This is a genomic window from Acinetobacter sp. AOR12_HL (genome assembly GCF_027855275.1).
Lineage (GTDB): Bacteria > Pseudomonadota > Gammaproteobacteria > Pseudomonadales > Moraxellaceae > Acinetobacter > Acinetobacter baumannii.
On sequence record NZ_JAKTIJ010000005.1, the window covers coordinates 64,304 to 89,487 of the forward strand.

At 41.4% G+C, this 25,184-nt stretch carries 16 protein-coding genes and 1 pseudogene; 4 read left to right on the forward strand and 13 right to left on the reverse strand.

Annotated features, from left to right (window positions below):
• Window position 1 precedes the first annotated feature (1 nt).
• The 6 genes from MKL36_RS01420 to hisIE all read right to left on the reverse strand — a co-directional run bounded on the left by MKL36_RS01420 (window position 2) and on the right by hisIE (window position 9,027).
• Window positions 2-1,813 carry a monovalent cation/H+ antiporter subunit D gene (locus MKL36_RS01420; protein WP_000459273.1) on the reverse strand — a complete coding sequence of 604 codons (1,812 nt, stop codon included), beginning with the start codon at window positions 1,811-1,813 and terminating at the stop codon, window positions 2-4.
• Window positions 1,813-2,181: a Na+/H+ antiporter subunit C gene (locus tag MKL36_RS01425; RefSeq protein ID WP_000624229.1), complete on the reverse strand. Its 369-nt coding sequence runs from the start codon at window positions 2,179-2,181 to the stop codon at window positions 1,813-1,815. Before MKL36_RS01425 ends, MKL36_RS01420 begins: the two co-directional genes overlap by 1 nt.
• Window positions 2,178-5,027: a monovalent cation/H+ antiporter subunit A gene (locus tag MKL36_RS01430; protein WP_000381591.1), complete on the reverse strand. Its 2,850-nt coding sequence runs from the start codon at window positions 5,025-5,027 to the stop codon at window positions 2,178-2,180. Before MKL36_RS01430 ends, MKL36_RS01425 begins: the two co-directional genes overlap by 4 nt.
• A gap of 314 nt (window positions 5,028-5,341) precedes the next feature.
• On the reverse strand, window positions 5,342-6,724 hold the full coding sequence (locus tag MKL36_RS01435) for an AAA family ATPase (protein ID WP_021511381.1): 1,383 nt from the start codon (window positions 6,722-6,724) through the stop codon (window positions 5,342-5,344).
• A gap of 23 nt (window positions 6,725-6,747) precedes the next feature.
• Complete coding sequence (locus MKL36_RS01440) at window positions 6,748-8,250, reverse strand: UvrD-helicase domain-containing protein (RefSeq protein WP_021511380.1); 1,503 nt, start codon at window positions 8,248-8,250, stop codon at window positions 6,748-6,750.
• 9 nt (window positions 8,251-8,259) lie between these two features.
• Entirely contained in the window at window positions 8,260-9,027 is a 768-nt protein-coding gene (gene hisIE / locus MKL36_RS01445) for a bifunctional phosphoribosyl-AMP cyclohydrolase/phosphoribosyl-ATP diphosphatase HisIE (RefSeq protein ID WP_000073504.1), read from the reverse strand.
• Window positions 9,028-9,240: 213 nt separating this feature from the next.
• Here hisIE and MKL36_RS01450 point away from each other — a divergent pair, with 213 nt between their 5' ends.
• A complete protein-coding gene (locus MKL36_RS01450) occupies window positions 9,241-9,507 on the forward strand; it encodes a hypothetical protein (protein WP_000357680.1) in 267 nt (88 codons plus the stop codon).
• Between the two features lies 1 nt (window position 9,508).
• On the opposite strand, the pseudogene MKL36_RS01455 reads toward MKL36_RS01450, so the two are convergent.
• The 6 genes and pseudogenes from MKL36_RS01455 to MKL36_RS01480 form a co-directional block, all read right to left on the reverse strand.
• A pseudogene (locus MKL36_RS01455) lies at window positions 9,509-9,895 on the reverse strand (VOC family protein).
• Between the two features lie 26 nt (window positions 9,896-9,921).
• A complete protein-coding gene (locus MKL36_RS01460; RefSeq protein ID WP_021511378.1) occupies window positions 9,922-11,235 on the reverse strand; it encodes an FAD-dependent oxidoreductase in 1,314 nt (437 codons plus the stop codon).
• Window positions 11,236-11,359: 124 nt separating this feature from the next.
• Window positions 11,360-12,979, reverse strand: coding sequence for an ABC1 kinase family protein (locus tag MKL36_RS01465; protein WP_000612218.1), 1,620 nt, complete (start codon window positions 12,977-12,979; stop codon window positions 11,360-11,362).
• 12 nt (window positions 12,980-12,991) lie between these two features.
• Entirely contained in the window at window positions 12,992-13,660 is a 669-nt protein-coding gene (locus MKL36_RS01470) for a ubiquinone biosynthesis accessory factor UbiJ (RefSeq protein WP_000269705.1), read from the reverse strand.
• A gap of 11 nt (window positions 13,661-13,671) precedes the next feature.
• On the reverse strand, window positions 13,672-14,619 hold the full coding sequence (ubiE, locus tag MKL36_RS01475; RefSeq protein WP_000064213.1) for a bifunctional demethylmenaquinone methyltransferase/2-methoxy-6-polyprenyl-1,4-benzoquinol methylase UbiE: 948 nt from the start codon (window positions 14,617-14,619) through the stop codon (window positions 13,672-13,674).
• A 148-nt stretch (window positions 14,620-14,767) separates the two neighbouring features.
• Window positions 14,768-15,475: an FFLEELY motif protein gene (locus MKL36_RS01480; protein WP_000039802.1), complete on the reverse strand. Its 708-nt coding sequence runs from the start codon at window positions 15,473-15,475 to the stop codon at window positions 14,768-14,770.
• A gap of 207 nt (window positions 15,476-15,682) precedes the next feature.
• On the opposite strand from MKL36_RS01480, the gene pap reads away from it, so the two are divergent.
• Window positions 15,683-17,101, forward strand: coding sequence for a polyphosphate:AMP phosphotransferase (gene pap / locus MKL36_RS01485; RefSeq protein WP_021511377.1), 1,419 nt, complete (start codon window positions 15,683-15,685; stop codon window positions 17,099-17,101).
• A gap of 22 nt (window positions 17,102-17,123) precedes the next feature.
• Here the strand turns inward: pap and MKL36_RS01490 are convergent, their stop codons facing one another.
• A complete protein-coding gene (locus MKL36_RS01490; protein WP_000687235.1) occupies window positions 17,124-17,630 on the reverse strand; it encodes a hypothetical protein in 507 nt (168 codons plus the stop codon).
• 171 nt (window positions 17,631-17,801) lie between these two features.
• On the opposite strand from MKL36_RS01490, the gene MKL36_RS01495 reads away from it, so the two are divergent.
• Together MKL36_RS01495 and MKL36_RS01500 are read left to right on the forward strand one after the other, a co-directional pair.
• On the forward strand, window positions 17,802-21,437 hold the full coding sequence (locus tag MKL36_RS01495) for an exodeoxyribonuclease V subunit gamma (RefSeq protein WP_086374130.1): 3,636 nt from the start codon (window positions 17,802-17,804) through the stop codon (window positions 21,435-21,437).
• A 3-nt stretch (window positions 21,438-21,440) separates the two neighbouring features.
• A complete protein-coding gene (locus tag MKL36_RS01500) occupies window positions 21,441-25,139 on the forward strand; it encodes a UvrD-helicase domain-containing protein (RefSeq protein WP_021511375.1) in 3,699 nt (1,232 codons plus the stop codon).
• The last annotated feature ends 45 nt before the right edge of the window (window positions 25,140-25,184 follow it).

The window sequence follows — 25,184 nt, forward strand, 5'->3', positions numbered from 1 at the left end:
GTTATGGCTCCATAGGTTTCAGTTGACTTTCATCAGCAATGGTTGGGGTTTGCAATTTTTCTTGCTGCTGAATTTGGCGGTGTTTATATTCAGAAATATGCTCACCGTTGAAAGTATCTTTCGAAATAATGTTAGGAATAAGATAGGCATTATGATCTTCAACTTCACCACCATATTTTGTTTCTGGTAAATAAGTTGAGTCATATGGCTGAACGCTAATAACTTCGCCATTTTGATCAGTTTTAAGAATAGATTGCTGATACAGGGCATGATCTTGAATTTGCTGTGCGGTATTTGTGGTGTAGTGCAATACAGGTGAAGCAAATACTACATAAGCCACTAAACCGGCAAGCAAGATATAGATGACTGTATCGTTACGTGGCGGTGCTTTTTCAGGTAAAGCACGATAAATAATATAAGCAGGATTGATCGGGTCTTCTTCTGGTGGTGATGCACGCCAGAATAAAATAAAGCCGACACGTGTTAATGCAATAATACTTAATAGGCTCACCAAAAGAACAATACCAATAACCCAGCCTTGATATGCAGTTTCAACAGTAGCCTGCAAAATAAATACTTTTCCAAAGAAGCCACTAAAAGGTGGTAAGCCTGCGAGCATCATGGCAATCAGGAAATAAGTCAGCATGGCTGCTTTTTCTTGTTTAATTCTCGGTGCAATCTTTAAATGATCTTTAAAATCACCGCGCTGTGAAGTCATCCAGCCACAGAACAGGTAAAATGCTGCACCAATCAATGTACTGTGGACTAAATAGAATAATGCTCCAGACCACGCTTGTGTATTTGACATGGCAATTGCAATCAATAAAGTACCAATTGAAGACAGCACCATAAAGCCAACAAAACGTCTGAGGCGATCTGCACCAATTGCGCCAATCACGCCATATAAAGAAGTCACTAAACCAATTGGAAGCAACCAGCTTTTAAAGATTTCTTGGCTGAGTACATCATTAAATACAGTTCCATTGACACGCAAAATGGCATAGATCCCCACTTTGGTCATGATGGTAAAAATTGCTGCGACAGGTGTACTTGCAACGGCATAAGTTTTTGGTAGCCAAAAACCAACTGGTAGCATGGCCGCTTTAATACCAAACACGACAAATAAGAGTAAGGCACCTGCAACTGCTAATTTATGTTGATCTGCATCTAAAGTCGGTAGCAAACGTGAAACGTCAGCCATATTGAGGCTACCTACACTGCCATAGATCATGCCAAGACCAATTAAGAACAGGGCAGAGGCTAAAAGGTTGATAATGACGTAGTGTACACCAAGCTGAAATCTCGGTTTTCCTTGTCCATGTAATAAGAGGACGTAGGATGCCATGAGCAAGATTTCAAAGAAAACGAACAGGTTAAATAAGTCGCCTGTGAGAAATGCGCCACATAGCCCCATTAAAAGAAAATGGAATATGGCGTGGAAATAGCGACCTCTCGTATCCCAGTTTTCACTGGCATACCATAAAACTGGAACTGCTAAGGCATAAGTTAAAACCAGCATAAAAGCTGAAAGGCGGTCGAGTACCAGCACAATACCAAAGGGAGCTGACCACTCGCTCAACTGATAAACCGTAATTTGGCCAGTGTTTGCAACAAGCAGATAACTAACAGCAGTGATTAACCCAGCTATTGCTGAGATCAAACTAATGCCACGGCGCCAAGGTTGTCGCCAATCTTCTTTTAATGCACCAGCGCCAGGGTTACCTAGAAGCAATAGGATAAAACCAGTAAATGCCGGGATGAGGATACTGAAAATTGGTGTATTAGCTTGCCAAAAAGATAAAAAATCAAACATCACGGCTCATCCTCACGTGGGTCGTATGTTGGAGAAATATCTTCTTTGGCATCAACATGGTCACTACCGGATTCATAACGGCTACGTAATGCGAGCTGCACAATAAAAGCGGTAGTGGCAAAACCGATCACGATTGCTGTTAAAACAAGTGCTTGTGGAAGTGGATCTGTAATATTGGTGGTTTCGGTTAGGATGGCTGGTGAGCTGACTTGCAAACGACCCATCGCAAACAAAAATAAGTTAACCGCATAGCCCAGCACTGCTAAGCCCAACACAACAGGGAAGGTACGCGCACGTAAAATTAGATAAATGCCTGTCGCAACAAGTAGCCCAATGGCAGAGGCCAGTAAGAATTCTAAACTGATCATGATGATTTCTCCCCATGAGGTACAGGACCAGACATACTCGAGTGGCGAGAGTCCCCTAATACAGAAATGAGTAGCATGGTAGCGCCTACTACGGTGATATACACACCCAGATCAAAGCTCGCTGCTGAAGCCAGATGCAACTTACCTAAAACTGGTAATTCAACATAGACGTGCGCACTGGTTAAGAATGGACGTGCCCAGAACCATGCGGCAATGCCAGTAAGGCCTGCAATTGTTAATCCGGAGCCAATCCAGATTTCGTAAAGACGACCGGATTGGGCTTTTAACATTTGTTCTGCTTGATCTTGACCTAAAGCAATGTACTGAATAATCAGTGCCATTGAGGTAATTAGACCTGCAATAAAGCCACCACCCGGGTAGTTGTGTCCACGCATAAAGATATAGACACTTACGACCAATGCTAAAGGTAACACCCAAGAGGCCGTAATACGGAACATAAGCGGAGATGGGTTAAAGCGGTAGGTGAGGCCTTGTGTCATGGTGGTGCCATGTACGCGCATGCCATCCATGAGACATAGTGCACCAATCGCAGCAATGCCTAGTACTGTAATTTCACCAAAGGTATCAAAGCCACGGAAGTCCACTAAAATAACATTTACAATGTTTGAACCGCCGCCAAGTGGTAAGGATTGCTGAGCAAAGAACCATGAAATCGAATTATGATCACGCGTTAAAATAAGCCATGTAATCCAACCAATTCCTAAACCGCCAATAATTGCTAAAGCGGCATCTCTCCAACGTCTTGAGCGACGAGATTCATATGGCGTAAGTTGTGGGAGTAACGATAGGCTCATCAACAACAGAACAGTCGTAACTACATCTACCGTAATTTGAGTGAGTGCTAAGTCAGGTGCCGACATGGTGACAAATACCATGGTAACCACAAGACCAATTGCACCGCTAATGAGTACAGCCTTGATACGTTCATGGTGGAACCAAAGCATCATCCAGCAACCTGAGAATAAGGTCAGCCAAAGAACTACTGCAATCCATGGTGCGTGAGTCAGCTCACGTGTACCTGTGGTAAGGCCCTGATTGAACAAAGGCAGAGTAACCATGACGATGCTAAAAGCAATGATTAAGAACAGATAACTTTGCAAAGAACCATTTTCGGTTTTTTGTTTAATTTTTCGGCTTGTTAATAATAAATGCTTTAAGAATAAGTCAAATAAAATACGGCCTTGTAAGCGCCCTAAACGTGGGTCAAGGTCGATCTTACGAATCATGCCATCTTTTGCTAGGGCAAAATAGAAAAGCGTACCGCCAACCAGAGCAATAATACTCATGATTAATGGCGCATTAAATCCATGCCAAATTGCAAGATGAGTACCTGCAAAATCAGGTTGCATAAGACTTGCACGTGTCACACTGTTAACTAGAGGCTCGACCAGTAGGGCAGGGAAAATACCGACCAAAATACATAATGTCGCAAGCAATATAGCTGGTGCTCGCATGCCGATAGGTGGCTCATGGGCATTTTTATTTGGAACTTGTTTACCTACGGGGCCATCAAAAAATACGCCGTGTACTAAGCGAATTGAATAACTGACTGCAAAAATACCGGCAAGCGTCGCAATAATACTGGCAAAAATAACAGTTGATCCTGAAAGGCTCGCTAATAGCTCGGTAAAGAACATTTCCTTAGAAATAAAGCCATTGGTGAGAGGAACACCTGCCATGGATGCCGCTGTAATCATAGTCAGTGTTGCGGTAAACGGTAATAGTTGCCAAATCCCACTTAATTTTCTAAGGTCACGTGTACCTGTTTCATGGTCAATGATCCCGGCAATCATAAACAGGGCAGCTTTAAAGGTTGCGTGGTTAATAATATGGAAAATTGCCGCAGCAACAGCTAAAGGTGAACCGATACCAAGCAGGCAAACGATAAGACCTAAATGACTAATTGTAGAATAGGCTAGCAGTCCTTTTAGATCTTCTTTAAAAATTGCGAAGCATGCGGCCATACAAAGTGTAAATAGGCCGACAAACGTGACAATGTTGTGATAAAGCGCAGCGCCAATAAAAATAGGTGCAAGACGAGCTAATAAGAAAATCCCAGCTTTTACCATGGTGGCAGAGTGCAAATAGGCCGACACGGGAGTGGGCGCTGCCATTGCATTGGGTAACCAAAAATGGAACGGGAACTGAGCACTTTTAGTAAATGCACCCAGTAAAATAAGCAAAAGCGTCGGAACAAACAGATAGTGACTTTGAATGAGGTCTTTCATTCCGACAATATCATTAATTTCGTAGGTTCCTGTGATTTGTCCTAATAAGACAAATCCACCTAGCATGGCGAGTCCACCCATACCTGTAATGGTAAGTGCCATACGCGAGCCACGTTGAGCAGCTTCGTAATGACTCCAGTAACCGACTAATAGGAAGGATGAAATACTGGTAAGTTCCCAAAAGACTAATAAAATAATTAAATTGTTAGAAAGAGAAATACCGAGCATTGCTGCCATAAACAGCATGAGTAATAAATATAATTTACTTAATGAATTTTTAGGGCCTAAATAATAATAGGCATAAATATAAATGAGTGTACCGATACCGGTAATAAGAAGAGAAAATAATAAACCAAGGGCATCAAGTCTAAAGCTCAGATTAATTCCTAATTGTGGTAACCAATCCCAACTTTGTTGAATGCTTGCACCACCAAGCACAGTTTTAGCCTGAGTCAGTAATAAACCAAAACTGGTTAAACTGACTCCGATCGCCCCTAAAGCCGTTACTCCACGTGAAAACCGTTGAAGCAATGAAACAAGGGTGGTGCCTAATATTAACGGTAATAAGATAATTATCGGTAGCACACTCGTATCCATATATAATTTAGACCGAAGCCTAAAGGTGAAATTTTCATTTCAGAATAGATAGGAATTCAAAGAGATTTCCAAAGCTTATATTCTGAAAACCCGACCAAATTAGAAAAATAAAGCGAGAAACAAGTTGTATTGCACAACTTGAATAATAAAAACGCAAAATGAAATTTATTGTACACTAAAAAATCATTAAAAATCTGATGTTATTACATGTGGTAACAACATCTAGTGATTTTCCCGCTCAAAAAACCAGATTTCATCATATATTTAGCGAATTCGGTTTTATTATAAAAATTGAGCGAAATGGATAATAAATTTTAAAGAGAGGAGGTTTCTTCCGAGGTGTCTCCTGCATGAATCATACGTAATAATTCATTTTTTTGCTGTTCATTTAGATTTTGGATTTGTTGGTACAAACTATCAATTTGAGCTGTTGCCGGCTCGGTATCAAGCGGTAGGGGATCCATATGTGGTGTTAACGCTTCATCTCGTTGTAATAACGTATAAAGATGTTCGAGTTGCTGCTGAGTGGTATTTAAATCAAGTGGACTTATTTTTCCATGCTCTAATTTAAAACATTGATATGCGGCTGCATGTTCAAGCAATTCTTCACGGCTTCCGGTCACAATAATTTGTAAGCGTGGGAATGCGCGATGAAGACGATTTAAAATTTCTGAGCAATGTGCTGCATCTAGTTGTGAATCGATCTGGTCAATTAACAAAACGCCTTCACCTTCAAGACAAGGGTCTAAGCTCAACGGATTGAGCAAACAAAGCCTGCGAACCACATCGCCTACGAGTGCAATCCATGTTTTAGTGGTGTTGGAAAGTTGTTGAAAGGCCAAGACTTCACCCTTGTAATGTGCCATAAGTTGAAGTTTTGGGTGATATTGCAAATAAAAGTCTTCAAGCTCAGGAAAAATAGTCTTTAACGCCGATTTTAATGCGTACAAATTAGGTGAAGGAAGCTGTTTAGGATGTCCTGCCAATTCAAGTTGTAGCTGACGTAAAATTTCTTCCTGATCTTGTGAATTGGATTGTTTCGAAATAATTCGCTGCACAACATGAGCCGCTTGCGCATTTTCAATATCACTAATTTCACGTAACCACTCAAAAAAGCGGGCGAAGGTAGTAAACGGAATGAAGCTAATGTCATAAGCAGAAATAGACTGAGTAATACCCGGTAAATTTTTATTCAGTAAATTTATATCGTTAACAAATCGCTCTGACGGATAATAAGCGAGTAAGGGAAGACCTTGAAGTGGGTCTTTTCTTGTGACTTGATGATAAAGGGTAATGGTTTGATCGAGCTGCTGAGTTTCAACTTGACTAATCCCTACGCCACTTGAATTTAAGGTCTTGAACAGTTTCCAGCTACACAGAGATGTGTCGGTTTGCTGGGTTGAAGTGGTTTCAGGGAGCTGTCCAAATTCCGGTGGAATCTGGATGCTGACCTCTATTTTAGACTGCAAACGAGAATGGCTAATGTCCTGATCTGGCATGACAATGCCTGGGGTGCGTGCATCTTTAAGGCGCGCAGGAAACCACGTTAAAGCATGATAAATATGCTTGAGTAGCATACTTTTGCCAGTCGCCTGCTCGCCTAAAATTAAAGTAATCGGTTGTTTGTCATATTGGAACTGTATTTTTAGGTCATGAAACAGAGCAATATGTTTAAATTGGATAGATTCAAGTTTCATAGGCTCACCTAATTATGAGCGCTTCAACCAACCGACTGACGAAGACTTAAAGGCGCCCTTAGTTTTAATTGTTGTATCAGATCATAAAGATGATGGATATTTAGACTTACTTTAGCACGAGTACAGGCCACGTACAGTAATCTTAACTCTTCATCTGTAATCTTATGCTCTAATCCATTAATTTTAAATTGATAGTCGTCTTCAATATGGACACGGTTCCATTCCAGCCCTTTCGCTTTATGGGCAGTCGAGATGACATAGTCAGCTTGCTCAAGGGGAGTAATCTTTGCAAGTGCTTTTTTTAATGGGTCAGTGCCGTGATCATCTACCAGCTTAACCAATGGTTTAATATCGCTTCCTTCATTGGTTTCGCAGTACTCATGAACATCATGCCATGAGTTAAACCATGCCAACTCAGGAACGTCAGTAACTCGTTTTCCTTGCTTTAAGAGGCTTGCAGCATCTACAAAACGGTTTAGTTTTTGATGGTCAGCTTGCAAACTCACTTTATCGCCGTGAACTAAGCCTGCCAATAACAGCTCCATTGCGCGAGCATTGGTACGACACAAAATCGCATCACGCATTTTTGTATGCGGTTTATTGACTACACTTGATTTCTGGTTCGGATTACCAAGCAAAGGAACTGTCTCATTTAAGCCACCTAACAACGCATTGGCGACATCGGCAATTGCCTCTCCAAAACGAAAAGAGGTTGTTAGACGAGACTCTGGCAAAGGCAGTTGTTGCATGGCATTTACTGCACCACGCCACGCGTAGATTTGCTGGTGGGCATCGCCTACATAAATAACCTGCGTACTTTTTTGACGAAGTAATATACCCAGCATTAAAGGGTCAGCATCTTGTGCTTCATCAAATAAGACATAATCGGCCGGAATATTAGGCTCAGACAATGCCCAAAGTTTGAGGTAAATATCGTGACCAATTCCGGCTTGATGGTTTGGATCGATGGACTCTAACCAGCGGCGTTCTACTGCCGGGTAAAGGTGAGTTTGAAGTGCAGTAATATCGTCTGGATGTAACCAGTTTGGTGCCTGAATATGTCGAGGCGCTGGATATTGAGAACTCGTTGAACAAAAATAGCTCACCGCATTGGCGACAAGACTCGCTAGGCGACTTGGCATTAAGACGTATTTTTCATAACGTCCACCCATCATGCGCCTTAGGGTAATCGGTTCTAGTCGATATTCTTTTGCAATAAAGCTTGGGCTTAAGCGAGGTAAACGTAATTTATCAGTTACGCCACGTGGCACACTGCGAAAGGCGAGTGAGTGAAAAGTACGGCAGTCTACATTGCGATGAAATTTGTTTTGAGCTTCACCAGCAATGGCTTTATTAAAAGCCAAATACATACCATGCCGTTCAGGCATGGCATCACTAATCATTTGCAACGTAGTAGTTTTACCTGTGCCCGCATAGGCAATCACTTTAAATGATTGCCCAAGACGTGCGTTATCTATGGCAATTGCTTGCTCATAGGTGGCTTTAGGTTTTTCGATATTCGACACTGAGTGATTTTAAACCTTATTGCGGTTAGCTTTTTCAACTAAACCAGATAAACCCTGACGACGACCTAACTCGTCAATAATAAGTTGTGGATTAAGATCGAAATAACCCAACATGACAATACTATGGAACCACAAATCAGCAGTTTCATAAATCAAGTCATTTAAATTGCTTTCTGTATTTTGAGCAGCGTAGTCTTTCGCAGCAATAATGGTTTCTACGCCTTCTTCGCCGACTTTTTCTAAAATTTTATTGATACCTTTTTTGTAGAGGCTTGCAACATATGAAGTGTCTGCTTCTGCTTGCTTACGCTCTTGCATCAATTGCCCTAAGTGAGCAAGTACATCCACTTGTTCAGTAGTATGAGCATGATCGTGACTTTCAGCTTTGGCTTTGTCGCCATAAATTGCAGTAGGGTCTTTTAACTGTGCATCGACAATTTCCCAGCCCTGTGGGGTGAGTTTACGGTAGAAACAAGACTCACGACCTGTATGACATGCGATACCGCCATGTTGCTCAACCTGTAATACAATCACGTCGCCATCGCAGTCCAGACGAATTTCATATACCGTTTGGAAATGACCTGATTCTTCACCCTTGTGCCAAAGTTTTTGGCGAGAACGGGAGAAATACACAGCCTGATTTTTTTCTGCTGTGAGTGCGAGTGATTCACGGTTCATCCACGCCACCATCAAAATACGTCCGGTTTGATGATGTTGAGCAATGGCAGGGATAAGACCATTGGAATCAAATTTAACTTCATCTAACCAGTTTGACATGAGCGGAAATCCATTCAGTGGAAATGAGCTAGTGTAGCGCTTGTGCTTAGGGTTGGCTATGCTTGTCGTATAAAAAATCGGTTATATGATTTGTCTATAAGATGGACACTAGTAAATTGTAGTTTAAGAGTTGTTTAAATTAATTTTGATTTGTGAAGCCATAGCTATTGTAAAATTATCTAAGCATATTGTTATAACTTAGGAAAATAAGTCTTGGACAAAATAGAAAATTTTGCTTGTCGAGTATGTGGTCTTATACAAGATGAAGAGCCGTGGGGGGAAAGTGGCGAAGACCCAAACTTTAATATTTGTGATTGTTGTGGTGTTGAATTTGGATATGAGGATTATACTAAAGAATCTGTAAAAGCGTACCGCAATAAATGGTTAGAGGTAGGTGCTAATTGGTGGAAATTAAAAGAGAAACCCAAAGATTGGGATATTAAAAAACAATTACAAAATATCCCTGTAAATTTTAAATAACTTATAACCTTATGTTGTTTGAAATCTCAATCAAATTTTGATCTGGATCGCGAATATAAACTGAAAGAATAGGATGCATTGCACCAGTACGCTCAATCGGACCTTCTTCAATTTAAATATTTAATTGATTAAGGTGTGCAACCACTTCTGAAATGGGAGTGTCTGAAATAAAACACAAGTCAGCAGATCCGGGAGTCGGCTGTAATGCCTTCGGTTCAAACCCGTTGCCTTGCTGGTGTAAATTTATCTTTTGATTTCCAAACTTTAGAGCCTTTCTATCACCTTTAAACGTGATGACTTCAAACCCCAATACGGTTTGATAGAAATGACAGGTAGATTCAATATTTGAGACAGTTAAAACAAGATGATCAAGATGGCTGATTTTCATGTGTTAATCACTATTATTTGGTGGGGTTAATAGTCAGACAAAGATTGGCTTTCTAAATGAAATGCACTGTTTTCTTTAGGCAATTGAGCTACCTGATCATAATCAAGTTGCTTGAATGGCCCTGTTTTTAAGCCTGAAATTGTAATTGCCATTTCTTTTCGAAAATAAGGAATTTGATACATCCACGGAAAAACTAAATCTCTTAAACTTCCCGCCCACCAATGATCAGACTGGTAAAGTGGTGTTAATAGGCGACTAAGAAATTGATAAAACTGGGTGGATGAACGGCGAAGCTGGTGGTAGTGTTGCCAGAGCAGGGGCCAATCAATATTTTGGTTTTTTTGAGCATGTTGCAATGATTGAGAAAAAGCCCAAGCATCTAATAATGCCATATTAGCCCCTTGTCCTAACTGTGGGCTCATCGCATGAGCTGCATCTCCAATTACCCCAATTCGACCTTGACCAAATTGGGTCATGACGACATCACGATAGTTTGCAGATAGCCATTGGGGCTGAGTTTGACTGTTATACAAAATTTCTTTGAGCCACTCTGCAACTTTGGGCCAACGTTCTGAGACTTGCTTTAACCAAGCTTGTTTAGCCTGCTCATCTTGCAAAAAACTTTGTAATTGTGGCGTAGGTAAGCTCCAAAAAACACTTGAAAGGCGCTGTTGAGGTTCGGTTGGAATCGCTCCCGTAGGAAGAATTCCCATCATAATTTTCGAGCGATCATAAAATTGATGCAGAATTTCAGAATCGAGGACTTGGCACTCGGGCACGATACTCCACGCAGCCCCCCAAGGATAAGCTTTGTCAACCTTTACCCATGCTTTAGGGCGTAATTGACTACGAGCACCATTGGCAATGAGTAGGCCATCAAAGCAAGCATCAAACTTTTGGTTTTGATGACTGCCGAATATCCGAACTTCATCGTTATGTTCTACAAAACTTTCAACGGAATGATTTATGCACCAAGTAATCTGGCTTGAATATTCGCTAACTTTTTGAGTGAGAACGTGACATAAAGTGGCTCGGTGTATACCTAGACCATAAAGATTTGCTGATGCTTCGCGATAGTGACTGTTAACTAAAAGACGCTTGTCTGGAAGTTGTCCTTCTAAGCCTGTGACTTTCGCACCTAAGGTTAGGGCTTTGTCGAGCACACCTAAGTGCTCAAATACGGCTAAGCCCGCAGGTTGTAGCAGTAAACCTGCACCTACCGGAGATAACTCATCAACTTGTTCAAAAATAGTAACGTGGTTGCCTTCACGGGCGAGCAAAATCGCAGTGGCTAAACCTGCCGTGCCTGCACCAATAATGGCAAAATGAGGTGTTTTCATTGTTTGTTCTTTTCAAGCATTCATAAAACTAAATTTAGCAATGAACGGATAATCGATCTATATTTTTTTAAATTATAAGTTTTACCCATAAAAAAATCCCTTGCATGGGCAAGGGACTTGGAAGTTATTTCAATACACGCCAAAGCGCCAATAAGCTGCTCAACACAATCAAAATAATAGATACAAACCAAGGGCTAATAATCGCAATAGTTAGCAAAATCAGCATAGTGCTGCCAAACATCCAGCTACGACGTTGTTGGTGTTCCATTTGTAAACGAAGCTGTTGAATTTCGCGTAACTGTCGATCTTGCCAAGCGGACTGATTTTTTAAACCATTTAAGCTATCAATAATTAAACTTGGGAAATCTTGAGCGCCTAAAAGTAGGTCTGGTAATTGCTGACCAAGCTCTTTTACATTTTTGACTGGGTTCATATTAGATTTGACCCATTCTGTCAAAATTGGTTTCGCCAATTTCCAGATGTCGAGTTGCGGATAAAGGTCCGTACCTAAGCCTTCTACATGCACCAAAGTTTTGAGTAGTAGCATGAGCTGTGGCGGGATTTCTAAATGGAAGCGACGGGCAATATCCATCACTTGAATTAAGATACCCGCAAAATCAAGCTGGTCCATTGGTTTAGACACCATTGGCCCAACAGTGCGGCGCATTTCACGTGCTAACGCGTCTTGATCTGTACCCGGTGGAATCCAGCCAGCTTGATGCACAATTTGAATAAGCTGCATAAAGTTGCTGTTCATGACAGCAAGCAACATACGGGCAACTGTCATTTGGTCGTGCTTAGAAAGCTCACCCATAATTGCACAGTCCAGTGCAATAAAGCGTGGATTGCTTGGATTGATGGTTTCTACAAAGACATTGCCGGGGTGCATGTCGGCATGGAAAAAATTATCGCGGAATACTTGCGTAAAGAAAATGGTTAACCCTTTTTCTGCAAGTTGTGCGCGGTCCATACCTAAACGGTCAAAGGTTGCCGTATCTGAAATAGGGACACCGGTAATACGCTCAGCCACCATGACATCTTTGGTGTCCATGTAGACTTCTGGCACATACATCATGGTTGAACCAGTGAAGTAATGGCGCATACGACGGGTGTTATCTGCCTCAATACTCAAGTCCAGCTCATTTAAAATGATTTGGCGGTAGTCTTGAATAATTTCAGATAAATGTAATGCACGGGCAGCTTCAAGACGACTTTCTAAGGTGTTGCCTAGCCAAGCCAGAATTTCAAAGTCTTGTAAAATCTGGCTACGAATGTCTGGACGAGTCACTTTAACAACAACTTCACGTCCATCATGTAGCGCCGCTGTATGGACTTGTGCAATTGAGGCTGCTGCAAGTGGTTGATCATCAAATCGGGCGAACAGTGTATTTACGTCTGCCTTTAAAGAATCTTGAATACGTTGTTTGGCAACTTCTCCATCAAAAGGTTTGACCTGATCTTGAAGTAAAACCAGTTGGGCGAGTATTTCAGGTGGAATCAAATCACGGCGAGTTGACAGGAGTTGTCCAAGCTTAATTGCAAGCGGTCCCATATCTTCTAAAGCTTCTTTAAGCTTTAAAGGGTTTTTACGTTCACGACTAGACCATGCTGCCGGATGCATTTTTATAATGTTCAATGCATGCTTAGCTTTAACAGGTAATTCATCCGCAGGGAACAACGTATCGAGTCTATAGTGCGCTGCAATACGCCAAAGTTCGAGTAAACGTGAAACGTGCGGAATCATATAAAGTCTTACCTAGTCTTGAGTGGGTTGTAGTTGTGCATTGAGCTGCTGCAATTTAGCTTCTAGACGATCAATGTCTTGATTAAGCTTACGCGTAGCCTGATTTAAATCGTCCATTTCCCAACGTGGGGCAAATAAACCGCTGTCTTCTTTTAAAGCATCTTCAGCAAAAAATAGATGACTTTGAAGAGAGCGTTTTAAATGTTTTGGTGCAAGTTGAATCTTACCGATTTCGTGAGCGAGTTGAGGACCAACCCATTTTGATAGATGCGCAGCTAAATCAGGTTCAGCTTGCTGCATAATTTTTTGAATATCCTGTAAGAGGTGATAATCACCTTGAAGCGGGATATTACCAATTTGGTCTGGATCGCTTAATAATAATTTGATCAGTTCAACGACATCTTTGACATGCAAAGTTGCAGTGGCTTCAGAAATTTTAAATTGTGGATCAAAAGGGCGCTGCTCAAAAATAGATGGCTTTTCACTGTGCCCTGTAACGGTAGGTTCAAGACGTACTTTTTCTTGGTCAAAGAATACATCAACAGAAAGTTGCGGGCTATCGATGATAACACGCAACATTTTGCCCTGTAGCTGATTGAGCTGAATGCGGGTTAATGCATCCAGATCGATCAGATGATGAATGATACGTTCGACTGCACCGAGTGCCAGAATCGACCACATATCGTTATCCCTTACAGTTTAAAACCGCGGTGAACAGCAACAATACCGCCAGTCAGGTTGTGATAGTCACAGTTCTGGAAGCCAGCATTTTCCATCATACCTTTTAAGGTGCGTTGGTCTGGGTGCATACGAATTGATTCAGCCAAGTACTTATAACTTTCTGAGTCATTGGCAACCAATTTACCCATAATCGGTAAAGCAGTGAATGAGTAGAGGTCATAAAGTTTTGAGAATGGCTCAAATACTGGTTTAGAGAACTCAAGAACAAGTAAACGGCCACCTGGCTTAAGTACACGGAACATAGAAGCAAGCGCTGCGTCTTTATCTGTCACGTTACGTAAACCAAAGCTAATGGTTACAAGGTCAAAGCTGTTGTCTGCAAAAGGTTCTAAAGTTTCTGCATTGGCAAGTACAAAATCGACATTGGTACAGCCTGCATCAATTAGACGATCACGGCCAACATTGAGCATAGATTCGTTAATGTCTGAAAGTACCACATGACCCTGCGGGCCAACTTCACGGCTAAATACTTTTGCTAAGTCGCCTGTACCACCAGCAATGTCTAACACATGTTGACCACGGCGAACACCAGACATGTTAATTGCAAAGCGTTTCCATAAACGGTGAATACCAAATGACATCAAGTCATTCATAAGGTCATATTTGCTTGCAACTGAGTGGAAAACTTCAGCAACTTTTTGTGCTTTGTCTTCAGTTCGAACTGTTGAATAACCAAAGTGTGTTGTTTCACCAACGTTGCCAGTGTTGCCTGCACCACGTGGTAAATTGTATTTCGGCACAGAACCGCTAACAGGTGTATCTGTTAAGGTTTGCTGTAAAGATTGTTGTTGCCCTTGAGGTGTACCTTGCGGTAAAGGTGAGCTTAGGAATGGGCTAACTTTGTCTGAACTTTGTGCCTGCTCAGTTGGAGATGTTGGCTTTTGGTTTTCGTTAGACATATTGTCTCTCCTAGACTCAAACTCAAGTGAAACGGAATAAGTTCTGCATGATGACAGATTTTGTCTATTTTTACAGGCATCATCATGCAAATATAATGAATAAAATCTCAACTTCGTGAGGTTGAGTTTTTTCTATGTGCCGACCTTATCACACTCTAAACGGATTCGGATGTCCTGAATGTACTTTTTCAACAATCTGGCGTTCTTTTTCCGTAAAAGTTTTAATAAAGACCTCAGCCGATTTTAAAGGTTTCATTGCGCTAAAACCATCTTGAATAAAATCATACATCAATTCGAAGTGATATTTTTGTGCAATACCTTTACACATTTTAAAAGCAGTAAACATCATAAATGAACGCATGTATTTATCGAGTGCTGCTCCTAAATCGTCAAGAAGGGCAAGCTGTTGGTAACGGGCTTCAGCCTGATCAAGCTTGATTAAGGTTAAGCGCATGATCTCGTCGGTAAGGACAGTATCTGCCGGATAGTCTTCAAGAAGCTGCATTGCTACTTGTTCATCAAGTTGAGTGGCAAGTACAGCCAAACTTACCGACTTTGTACCTGTCTTAATTGCGTTTTCAGGTAAAACCTTTTCTGCTTTATGTGCATATTTCAATAAACGTTCAATTTGTGCTGCAAGTGCATCGAACTCTGGTCCACCATATAAACGGTTTAAAAAGTACTGAGCCATCAGTTTGTGTTCTGGCAAATTAAAAAAGTCGTGATGCGTCTCTTTCATCCGTTCTTTTAGCCATGTTTGTACATCTTGCAAACGTTGGGCAAGCACTGGGTTGTCGTGATAATTAAATGTTTTATATTGTTGTAAAAGTTCATCAAAAGCAGCGAGTTTAGACATGTAAGGCTCTAATATTGGGCTATTTACAAAAAATCATAAGAGGCATTGTAACCTTCTACTATGGCGAGTAGATGTAAAAAAAATGATTTATGCGTCAATTTTCAGGTTAAATCATGTTGCAATGACATAATTTGTATAGCAATTCATCACCCAAGCGCATAAGTTAAATAATGGCGAAATTAAATAAAAAGATTAGAGCAGTGGACCATGAGTGAACAACAACCAAAATTTGAAATACGAGACGAAGAACAGCTTTCAGTTGATTTAATTGAAGCACAATATGCTTTAAAAGAAAGCCGAGGGAAACGCAATGCCAAAAGCACACTCATTTTAATGAGTGGTATCGAGTTAGCTGGAAAAGGGGAAGCGGTTAAACAGCTTCGTGAGTGGCTAGATCCAAGATATCTACGGGTGAAAGCAGATGCACCACGTGTGCTGACAGACTCTGAAGCATTCTGGCAGTCTTATTCAGCATTTATTCCGACTGAAGGCCAAATTGTGGTGATGTTTGGCAACTGGTATAGCGATTTGTTGGTTACGGCAACTCATGTGTCAGAACCTTTGGATGATGCGCGTTTTGATGCCTATGTTGAAAATATGCGGGCGTTTGAACAGGACCTAAAAAATAACTATGTCGATGTCATTAAGGTTTGGTTTGATCTTTCGTGGAAATCACTCCAAAAACGGTTAGATAAAATAGACCCATCTGAACAGCATTGGCATAAGCTTCACGGCCTAGACTGGCGTAATAAAAAACAATATGACACTTTGCAAAAGCTACGCCGTCGCTTTACCGACGATTGGTACATTATTGATGGGGAAGATGAAAAACAGCGCGATCAATTTTTTGCTCAGTATCTTTTACAACACATGCGTCAGCTGCCTGAACATGAAACTGAAGTCAAAGGTAAATGGCAACAGGCAAAAATTCCCGAGAGTTTATTAAAACCTGCTCAGGAAAAAATGGATAAAGCCGAATATAAAAAAGAGCTCGATAAACTCAGTAAAAAAATTGCCGATACCATGCGCTTTGATAAACGTAATGTGGTGATTGCATTTGAAGGGATGGATGCTGCCGGTAAAGGGGGAGCCATCAAGCGAATTGTTAAAAATTTAGACCCGCGTGAATATGATATTCACTGTATTGGGGCGCCTGAACGTTTCGAAGCAAGACACCCGTATTTGTGGCGTTTTTGGAATCGTATTAATGAAGCTGAAAAAATTACCATTTTTGACCGTACCTGGTATGGCCGTGTGCTGGTTGAGCGTGTTGAAGGATTTGCTTCACCTATCGAATGGCAAAGGGCATATGATGAAATCAATCGCTTTGAAAAAGACTTATTTGATAGCCAAACGATTGTGGTAAAAATTTGGCTAGCAATTAGTAAAGATGAGCAAGAGCAACGTTTTAAAGCCAGAGAAGAGACACCGCACAAACGCTTTAAAATTACTGCCGAAGATTGGCGTAACCGTGATAAGTGGGATGATTATTTAAAGGCGGCCGCAGATATGTTTGAGCGGACCAGTACCGAATATGCGCCTTGGTATATTGTCGCAACAGACGATAAATATACTGCACGCTTGGAAGTGTTAAGAGCTATTTTAAAACAGCTGAGAGCAGATTAAACTCTCAGCCGTAAGTTGGATTTTAGTTTACAACCGCGCCACGACTTTTTTGTTGAATACGTTTAGCAAGGTTGTAGCTGTCATTTAGATGAGTTTGGGCTATTTTTTTCATCATAAAATAGCCTAAACTTGCTGCGACAAGTTGCCCACCTAGTGGAACGAATTTTGTCACTTGTTTGGTAACAATCTTTCCAAAGAAACCGTTAAAGGTTTTTTTAACGGTAGTGCGAGCGACCACAAAGCCTGAAAATTGAAAGCCGCGTTTTCGTAATTCATCCCAGTGAATTGTTTTTGTTTTTGGATCATAGACACTGACATGTTCAGGCGCTAAACCAAAACGGGAATTAATATCGGGAATAAGCTGTGACAAAATTCCCAAATCTACTACCACGTCAAAAAAAGGAATGGGTACAATTGCTGCACCAGCAGAGACGTAAGCTCTTTTCTGAATGAGTTCTTGGCACTCATCGCGAATTTGTTCCAGATTTAGGCTAGGATCAATATAGTCAGGAATGTTATCAATTTTCATAATGTTTTACCTGTAATGTGTTCCTTGAAGGTGCCTTGCCAACACAAGGTAAGTGACACCTAAAATGAGATTATGCTGTGTTTAAACCAACGTGACATAGTCAGATTCAGTTGTATAGTAATGAATGTTTATGATTTTGTGCATAAATTATGCGAGTAGGATATGAAATAAATGGGTATCCATGTTATTCAAAGTCAACGTATTGATGTGTTGTTGCAGGGCGTACTGGCATCTACGTCCCAGCCGTCAACGCATCCATTACAGGTTTTGAAAGCCCAGCATTTCATTGTGCCAAGTCCTGCCATCGAGCAGTGGCTGATACAAAAACTTGCAGAACAGCAAGGAATGAGCGCCAATTACCAGTTCCACCAACGTGTGCGCGGGTTTCAGTGGTATGCCTATCAACAGGTCCTCACGGCGCATAAGGAGCAGGTTCGTAAAGCCAATATTCCACGCTTGATTTTTAAATGGCGTGTACATCAAGCCTTACAGGAATTTATTCAGCCTGATGTCATGAGCATAGATAGCTCTCATCCACTGCATTCTATTGTTCAACGTATTTATGACAGCGCAGATCGGCTTGAACAAGGTATTGAGAAGCAGCTAAAAAAGCAAAAAATGTTGTATTGGGTTGCCGAGCAGGTTGCCGATTTATTTAGTAACTACATGGTCTATCGGGGACAGTGCCAGCGTGGTTGTGAAAATATGTGTACTTGTCCAAATAACTGGTTAGCAGCATGGGGACAAGGACGATCACTCGATATCGAAAAGTATATTGCCCATAAAGATAAAGAAGTTTCGGCATTTACTTTGCAGCAAACCCAAGAGTTAGAACGTTGGCAGCGCTGGTTATGGCAGCAGCATTTTCATGATGATTTTATGCAAATGCAGCAAATTGACGAATTATTCTGGCAGGAATTAGAACATCCTGAGCGCCAGAAGAAAGCACTGTCTCGTTTGCCACAGCAAATTGTCATTTTTACTTTACTGGATTTACCGCCCAGCCAGCTTCAGTTTTTACGTCGTTTAGGGCAATACATTGATGTTTTGATTTTGCACTATAACCCTTCGCAAGAATATTGGGCTGATAGTGTCGACCCCCTCTGGAAACAGCGCTATGACTTAGGGGTAAAAGAGCGTTTTATAGCGAAGAACCCCCAAGCGACCGATGCGGAAATTGCCGATTTCTTTAATAAATTTACGCTTAATTTTAATGCTGAGGCGCGTGAGTCAAGACATCCGCTGTTAACAAGATTGGGCAAACAAGCCCGCGACCACTTCTCATTACTCTCAAACTTGTCTACAGGTGAGGAAGGTAAGTGGGTGGATGCTTTTGTCGATGATTTTCCTGAAAGTTTACTTGGCAAAGTTCAGTCAGATATTTTGCACTTGGTGGAGCCCCAAGCAAAGCAATATGAACTTGCCCCTAACGATGACTCAATTCAGATTCATGTCTGCCACTCGACATTACGGCAACTTGAAGTATTGAAAGAACAATTGATTGGCTGGTTGGCAAAACCGCACGAACAGCCGCGTCGTCCAAATGATATTTTGGTTTTAGTTCCTAATTTGGCAGAAGTAGAGCCTTTAATACGAAGTGTTTTTCCTGCTACAGCGACTGAGCAAGGCGTGCATTTGCCTGTCAAAATAGCAGGAATTGCCTCACTCGATGCACTTAATGCATGGCGTGCCGTGATTGGGCGTATTCACCTTATGCAAGGGCGATTTAGCTTTGATGAGTTTGCTGACTGGCTTGGTTTACACGCGACTCAACAGCGTTATGCACTTGAATATGCTCAAGTAGAGCGAATTTTAAATTTACTTGCCGATGCAGGGTTTAAACGTGGGCTTGATGCAGAACATCTGAAACGTAGTTTATGTGACGGCGATGATGACTACCGATATAGCTTTAAATTTGCTTTAGAGCGGTTAGCGCTCGGCATAGCCATTCCTGAACATGCTACATTTAATCAGGTGCTGAGTTACGCTAAGGTTCAACCGGGCGATTTTGAGCTTATTGGTACACTCATTCAAATTTATCAAGATTTAAATGAACGCCGTGACTGGCTCATTATGCATGAGCAGAAAAAGAGTCATACGGTGGAATACTGGTTGCAAACACTCTCGCAAGATATTATCGAGTTTGAGCAGGCCGGTGTGGCTGCTTTAAAAACTGCGCGGGAAATTGTAAAAAAACAAGAGCGTATGTTAACGCTCGCAAGCTACTATGCCGAGACAGAAACAGGCACCTTACGTAAAATCACCTTGCCTTTGCCTTATATTTTGGATGAGATTCAGCGAACTTTAGAAAATCAGACGGCTCAAGCTGAACCGACAGGACAGATTACCTTTGCCCAGATTGGACAAATTCGTCCTTTGCCTTATCGTTTAATTGTGATGTTGAACCTTGATGCAGGGCAGTTTCCAAATCGAGACACCCATGTGCCATTTGATTTGATGGATGCCTTACGTCAACAATTAGGTGATCGTTCCCGTCTTGAGGATGATCAAGGCGCTTTCTTAGACGCCCTACTTTTAGCTCAAGAAAACTTATGGCTGTTTTATAACGGCTTTGATGTCAATGACGGTGAGGTGAGAGATCCTTCTAGTATTCTTCAAGAGTTCCGTGAGCATCTTGCACTTATTGTAAAGCCAGAACCAAATGCACCCGATCGAGAAGTGATTGAAGGTATTGAAATTCCCTCTCAATTAAAACAGCTCTATCACTTACATTATTTACAGCCGTTTGACCCTAAAGGTTTTATGGCCGAGAACCGCTATATTCGTTATCAAGATCACTGGTTTAACGTGGCGATGCAAATTCAGCAAGCTTCCGGTGTTCTTAAGCCTTGGGCAAATATATCTTATCCTTTAGAAATACCTGACATGTTGGTTTTAGACAGCCATCAGTGGATACAGGATGTGACTTTTCCTGCACGCTTATATTTAAAAACTTTGGGCGTAGAAAACTTAGGAAATGTAGGCGTATTAGATCAGAATGAACCTTTGCTTTTAGATGGTTTGGGCCGTTATACCATTCGGCATTTTTTACAGCAAAACGAACAGCAGGCACAGCCTGAAGTTCTACTTGATCAGTTGCCTGTAGGCAAAGTTCAATACAGCGCATGGCAACAGGGCATTTTTGAACAGGAATGTTTGCTTGAGCGCCTTCATCATTACGCGCCAGCCGTGACACAAACGACTCAGCGTGTGTGGCGAATTGCCAAACAGCTACATATGAATATTACGGTGCCAAAATCTGAAACTCAGGATTGGGTTAGCATGGAAGCATCAAGTGCTCGGGCAAAAAGACGTGCAAAAGTCTGGTTAGAGTACCTGCTTTGGTTGGCCTATTTAAATGAAGGAAGTGCAGGAACTGAAAGACGCCGTATTGTGGTTTTTAGTGACCAAACTGTCATCTGTAAAGGTATTAGTTCGGAGCAAGCTCGGCAGTATTTACAACCGTGGTTTAAAATCTGGCGTTATGCTCAACAGCAGCCACTCGTGTTACCAGCAGCTTTATTATTAAAGCCACTTGAAAAAGCCAAGGCATATCAGTGGGAAACAACAAATCCGACAGAAAAAATAAAACTGGATGAGAAGAGCTATGCGGAGCTGTTAAAATACTGGAATGAAACGGGGACATTTACCTCTATTGATATGACACAAAATGAAGCGTGTAAGTTACATCAAGACTGGCGTTTCATTTTGCAAGAACAAGATGCACAAGCATTACTTCAACATGCTTGTGATGAGTTTGCCTATGACCTGTATCATCCGGTTTTTCAATTTCAACATTCGGAGTAAGGCATGAACTCAAGAGTACAGGTGTCTTATCAACCTATTATTGATATTGAATTTAGTGGACTGCATTTAATTGAGGCTTCGGCGGGTACCGGAAAAACCTATACACTGTCGAGTTTAATGGTCCGTATTTTTCTTGAGAAATATTTACCGGGCCAAGTCATTGCGACCACCTTCACCCGTGCTGCTGCGGCTGAGTTAAAAAGCCGAATTCGTGCGCGTTTGGTCGAAACCCACCGTTACTTAGATGCCAAGCGGAGCTTGACTGAAAAAGAGATCCTTTTGCAGGCCGAGCAAGAATCTGACTTATTACTGCAACATATTCTCAAGCATTTTGCGACACGTATTGCCTATGCCTGTGAGCGTTTAAAGCTCGTTATCGATCAGTTAGATGAGCTGTTTGTCGGAACACTTGATAGCTTTAGCCAAAAGCTATTACGTGAGTTTGCCTTTGAAAGTGGCAAAATTGAACGTGCTCAAATTACCGATGATGCTAAAACCTATAGCCGACAACTGATTCATGATGTTTTACGTGAATGGATACAGTCTCAGCCTCAAACCGTGATTGATGCGTTGTATCTGGCAGGTGAGTTAAAAAGTGTCGACAGTTTTGTCAAACTGGTCGAAGACTCACTGAATTTTAGTTCGGCTCACTTTAAACTTCCCGAAAAGCCTACCATTCAGTTTGAACAGCTTGCTCAGCTCAAAAAGCTGGCAGCAGAAATTGATATCAGTCTTCTAGAACCATATTACTCGCTTGATGGCGAACACTATAAACATGTAAGCGGTACAATATTTCGTAATGGGGCATTTAATAAGTTATTTAGTGAATGTTTGCCACAGTTATTACAAGTTTTAAAGCAAAGCGACAGTATTTTAGTTTTTGATGGGTCTTTGGCAGTACATCGGGAACTCGTTTTTAAGTTTTTAGGCCAGCTTGCCGATCAGAAAGTTTTCAAGAAATGTCCTGCCGAAATTTCGGATGGATTTTATCAGCATCCTTGTATTCAGCAGATTCAGCAGTTGTTTGGTGTGCTGAAAAACTATGCTGAACAGTTCGATCAGCTTCATATTTATTTAAAAGCCTATTTATGTGTAGAGGTTAAAAAACGTTTACCACAGGTTTTACAAAACAAGGGCGAGACGACTTTTTCTCAGCAAATTCGCACTTTGTCAGAAGCTTTAAAGGGCGAGCAGGGACAACGTTTCGCCGTATTTGTGCAGGCTCGATACCCCTTAATTTTGGTTGATGAGTTTCAAGACACCAATCAAGACCAAGATGACATGCTCGCCAGCATTTGGCGTCATCCAGAACGTTACCAAAAAGGTTGCATGATTATGGTGGGTGACCGTAAGCAGGCAATTTACGGTTTCCGTGGTGGGGATATGCTCACCTTCTTGAATGCCTATAAAGATATTCAGGCAAAGCATGGTCGCGAATATAAATTAATTCATAACCACCGTTCAGTCGCTGACTTGGTTGAAGTGGTTGATGCGTTATTTCAAAGACAAATCGACTTTGGTGAACAGGTTCAATATGACCCGATTCGGGCAGGGACTCGACCTCATCCGGTTTTAATTGATCAAAACCAGTCTAATCCGTACCCTTTACGTTGGCTCATGCTAAAAGACAAGGAAACGGAAGCACAGCAAGTCGCGTGGAAAATACGTGATTTACTTAATCAGTCACATGCAGGACAACTTTATTTTCAAAAAGATGCTCAGACTCAAACCTTAAATGAAGATGATATTGCGGTCTTGTCGCGTAATCATGATGGTCTTGATAAAGTTCAATTTGAATTAGAACGTTTAGGAATACGAGTTAATCGGCCATCAAAACGAAGTGTTTTTGATTGCACAATTGCTCAGGATGTTGGGGCCTTACTCACTGCGATTCTTCATCCTTACGATGAGGCCAAAGTGAAACGAGCTTTGATTAGCCGTTTATTTGCTATGGACCTTAAACAGCTGTTGCAACTCGAGCAAACGGCCGAAGGTTTAAGCCATTTTATGACGGGTTTTGATGCTATTCGGGAATTGTGGTCAGCTCAGGGCTTTTTAGTAGCATGGCAGCAATGTTTAAACCAATTTGGCATTTGGAAAAATCTGGTTGCTGTCCAGAGTAAAGATAATGAGCGGGTTGTGGTGAACTTGCGTCATTTGACCGAAATTTTGAGCCAACATAGCGAGAAATATCAGGGCGCGCAAAATCTTTATCACTGGTATCTCAAGCAATTACAATCACCGCTTGATCGTGAATGGGAGTTAGAGCGTAGGTTGTCGAGTGAAGCTGGCGTACAGCTCATGACCATTCACCAGTCAAAAGGTCTTGAGTTTAAAATTGTCTTTTTGCTCGGGGCCGACAAGCCATTTCGGGAAAATAACAAAACACTTAACTTCTCGACCCAAGATATAACGGTTCCGGAGTCGACTCAAACTCTAACACAACGTGTTGTTGCGATTGCCGATAAGACATATTTAAACGAAACCGAGCTGAAGCAGCATGAAGAACGGGCTTTGGCGGAACAAAACCGTCTATGGTACGTTGCCTTAACTCGGGCAAGTCATCGTGTTTATGCGCTCTTACAAGATACGGATGGCAAGTCTGTTTCAGGTTTGGCATTTTGGAAAAACAGAGCTGAACCATTCCAGCACCGTTGTTGTACCGATGAAATAATTTTGGAGCAACCACCTGCTGCAAGACATTTAAATCAACACATCAATATTATTGAGATACAGGCACAGCATTTTCCTGATCAGCGCTTTTATTCGAGAGGCAAAACCAGTTTTAGTTATCTGGCACAGCATTTAAGACATAAAGTAGGTACAGATTTACTCGCGAGTCAGAGCCATGAAGCTGTTTTAGCCGAAGATGAACTCGATCAGGTTATTTCTGTTGAGGCGCCCGCAGCACAGCCCATTAGCTGGATCAAAAGCAATTTTCCGAGAGGGACGCTCGCAGGTAATTTCTTACATGAAATCTTTGAGCATATTGATTTTCAATGTTCAGATGAGTGGGTAAGCGAAATACGCCGTCGTTTTAAAAATGACTACAGTAGTTTGTGGCAAGATTTATTAATCAAATACCAAGAAAGCTTTCCCGAAGAACAAGAAGCGGAATACTCGCTTTATCACGCTGTGGCCGAATGGTTGCAAGAGATTTTAAGCACGCCGTTATATCAAGGTTTTCGCCTAAATCGGTTACAGCCAGAGCACTATTTATCAGAGTGTCCTTTTTATTTGGCACTGTCAGATCGTGTGTTAGCCATGAAACGTATTCAGCAGTTGTTTGCTGAATATGGTATGGAAATGCCTGAGTTATTAGAGGCACGTTCTGCACGCTATTTAAATGGTTCGATAGACTTAGTTTATTTTGATGGACAGCGTTATCACATTGCTGACTATAAGAGTAACTACTTGGGTGAAAACCTTGCTGATTACAGTGTAGAAAGTATTGCACAAAGTATGTCTTTAGCCAGCTATTGGCTACAAGCAGGCCTGTATTTGGTTGCGTTACATCGTTATTTAAAAGTCAAAATGCAGAATTATGATATTGAACAACACTTAGGTGGGGCGACTTATCTTTACTTGCGCGGTATGAATGGCGAAGCTGAGCAGGGTTATTATTATTGGCAGCCAAGTACAGAATTTGTTCTACGACTCGATGCTATTTTAGGGTACTTTGCTGAGGATAAAATTGCATAAAAAATGCTGATAAAAGATCTAATTTTAGAATTAACAATTACTTGG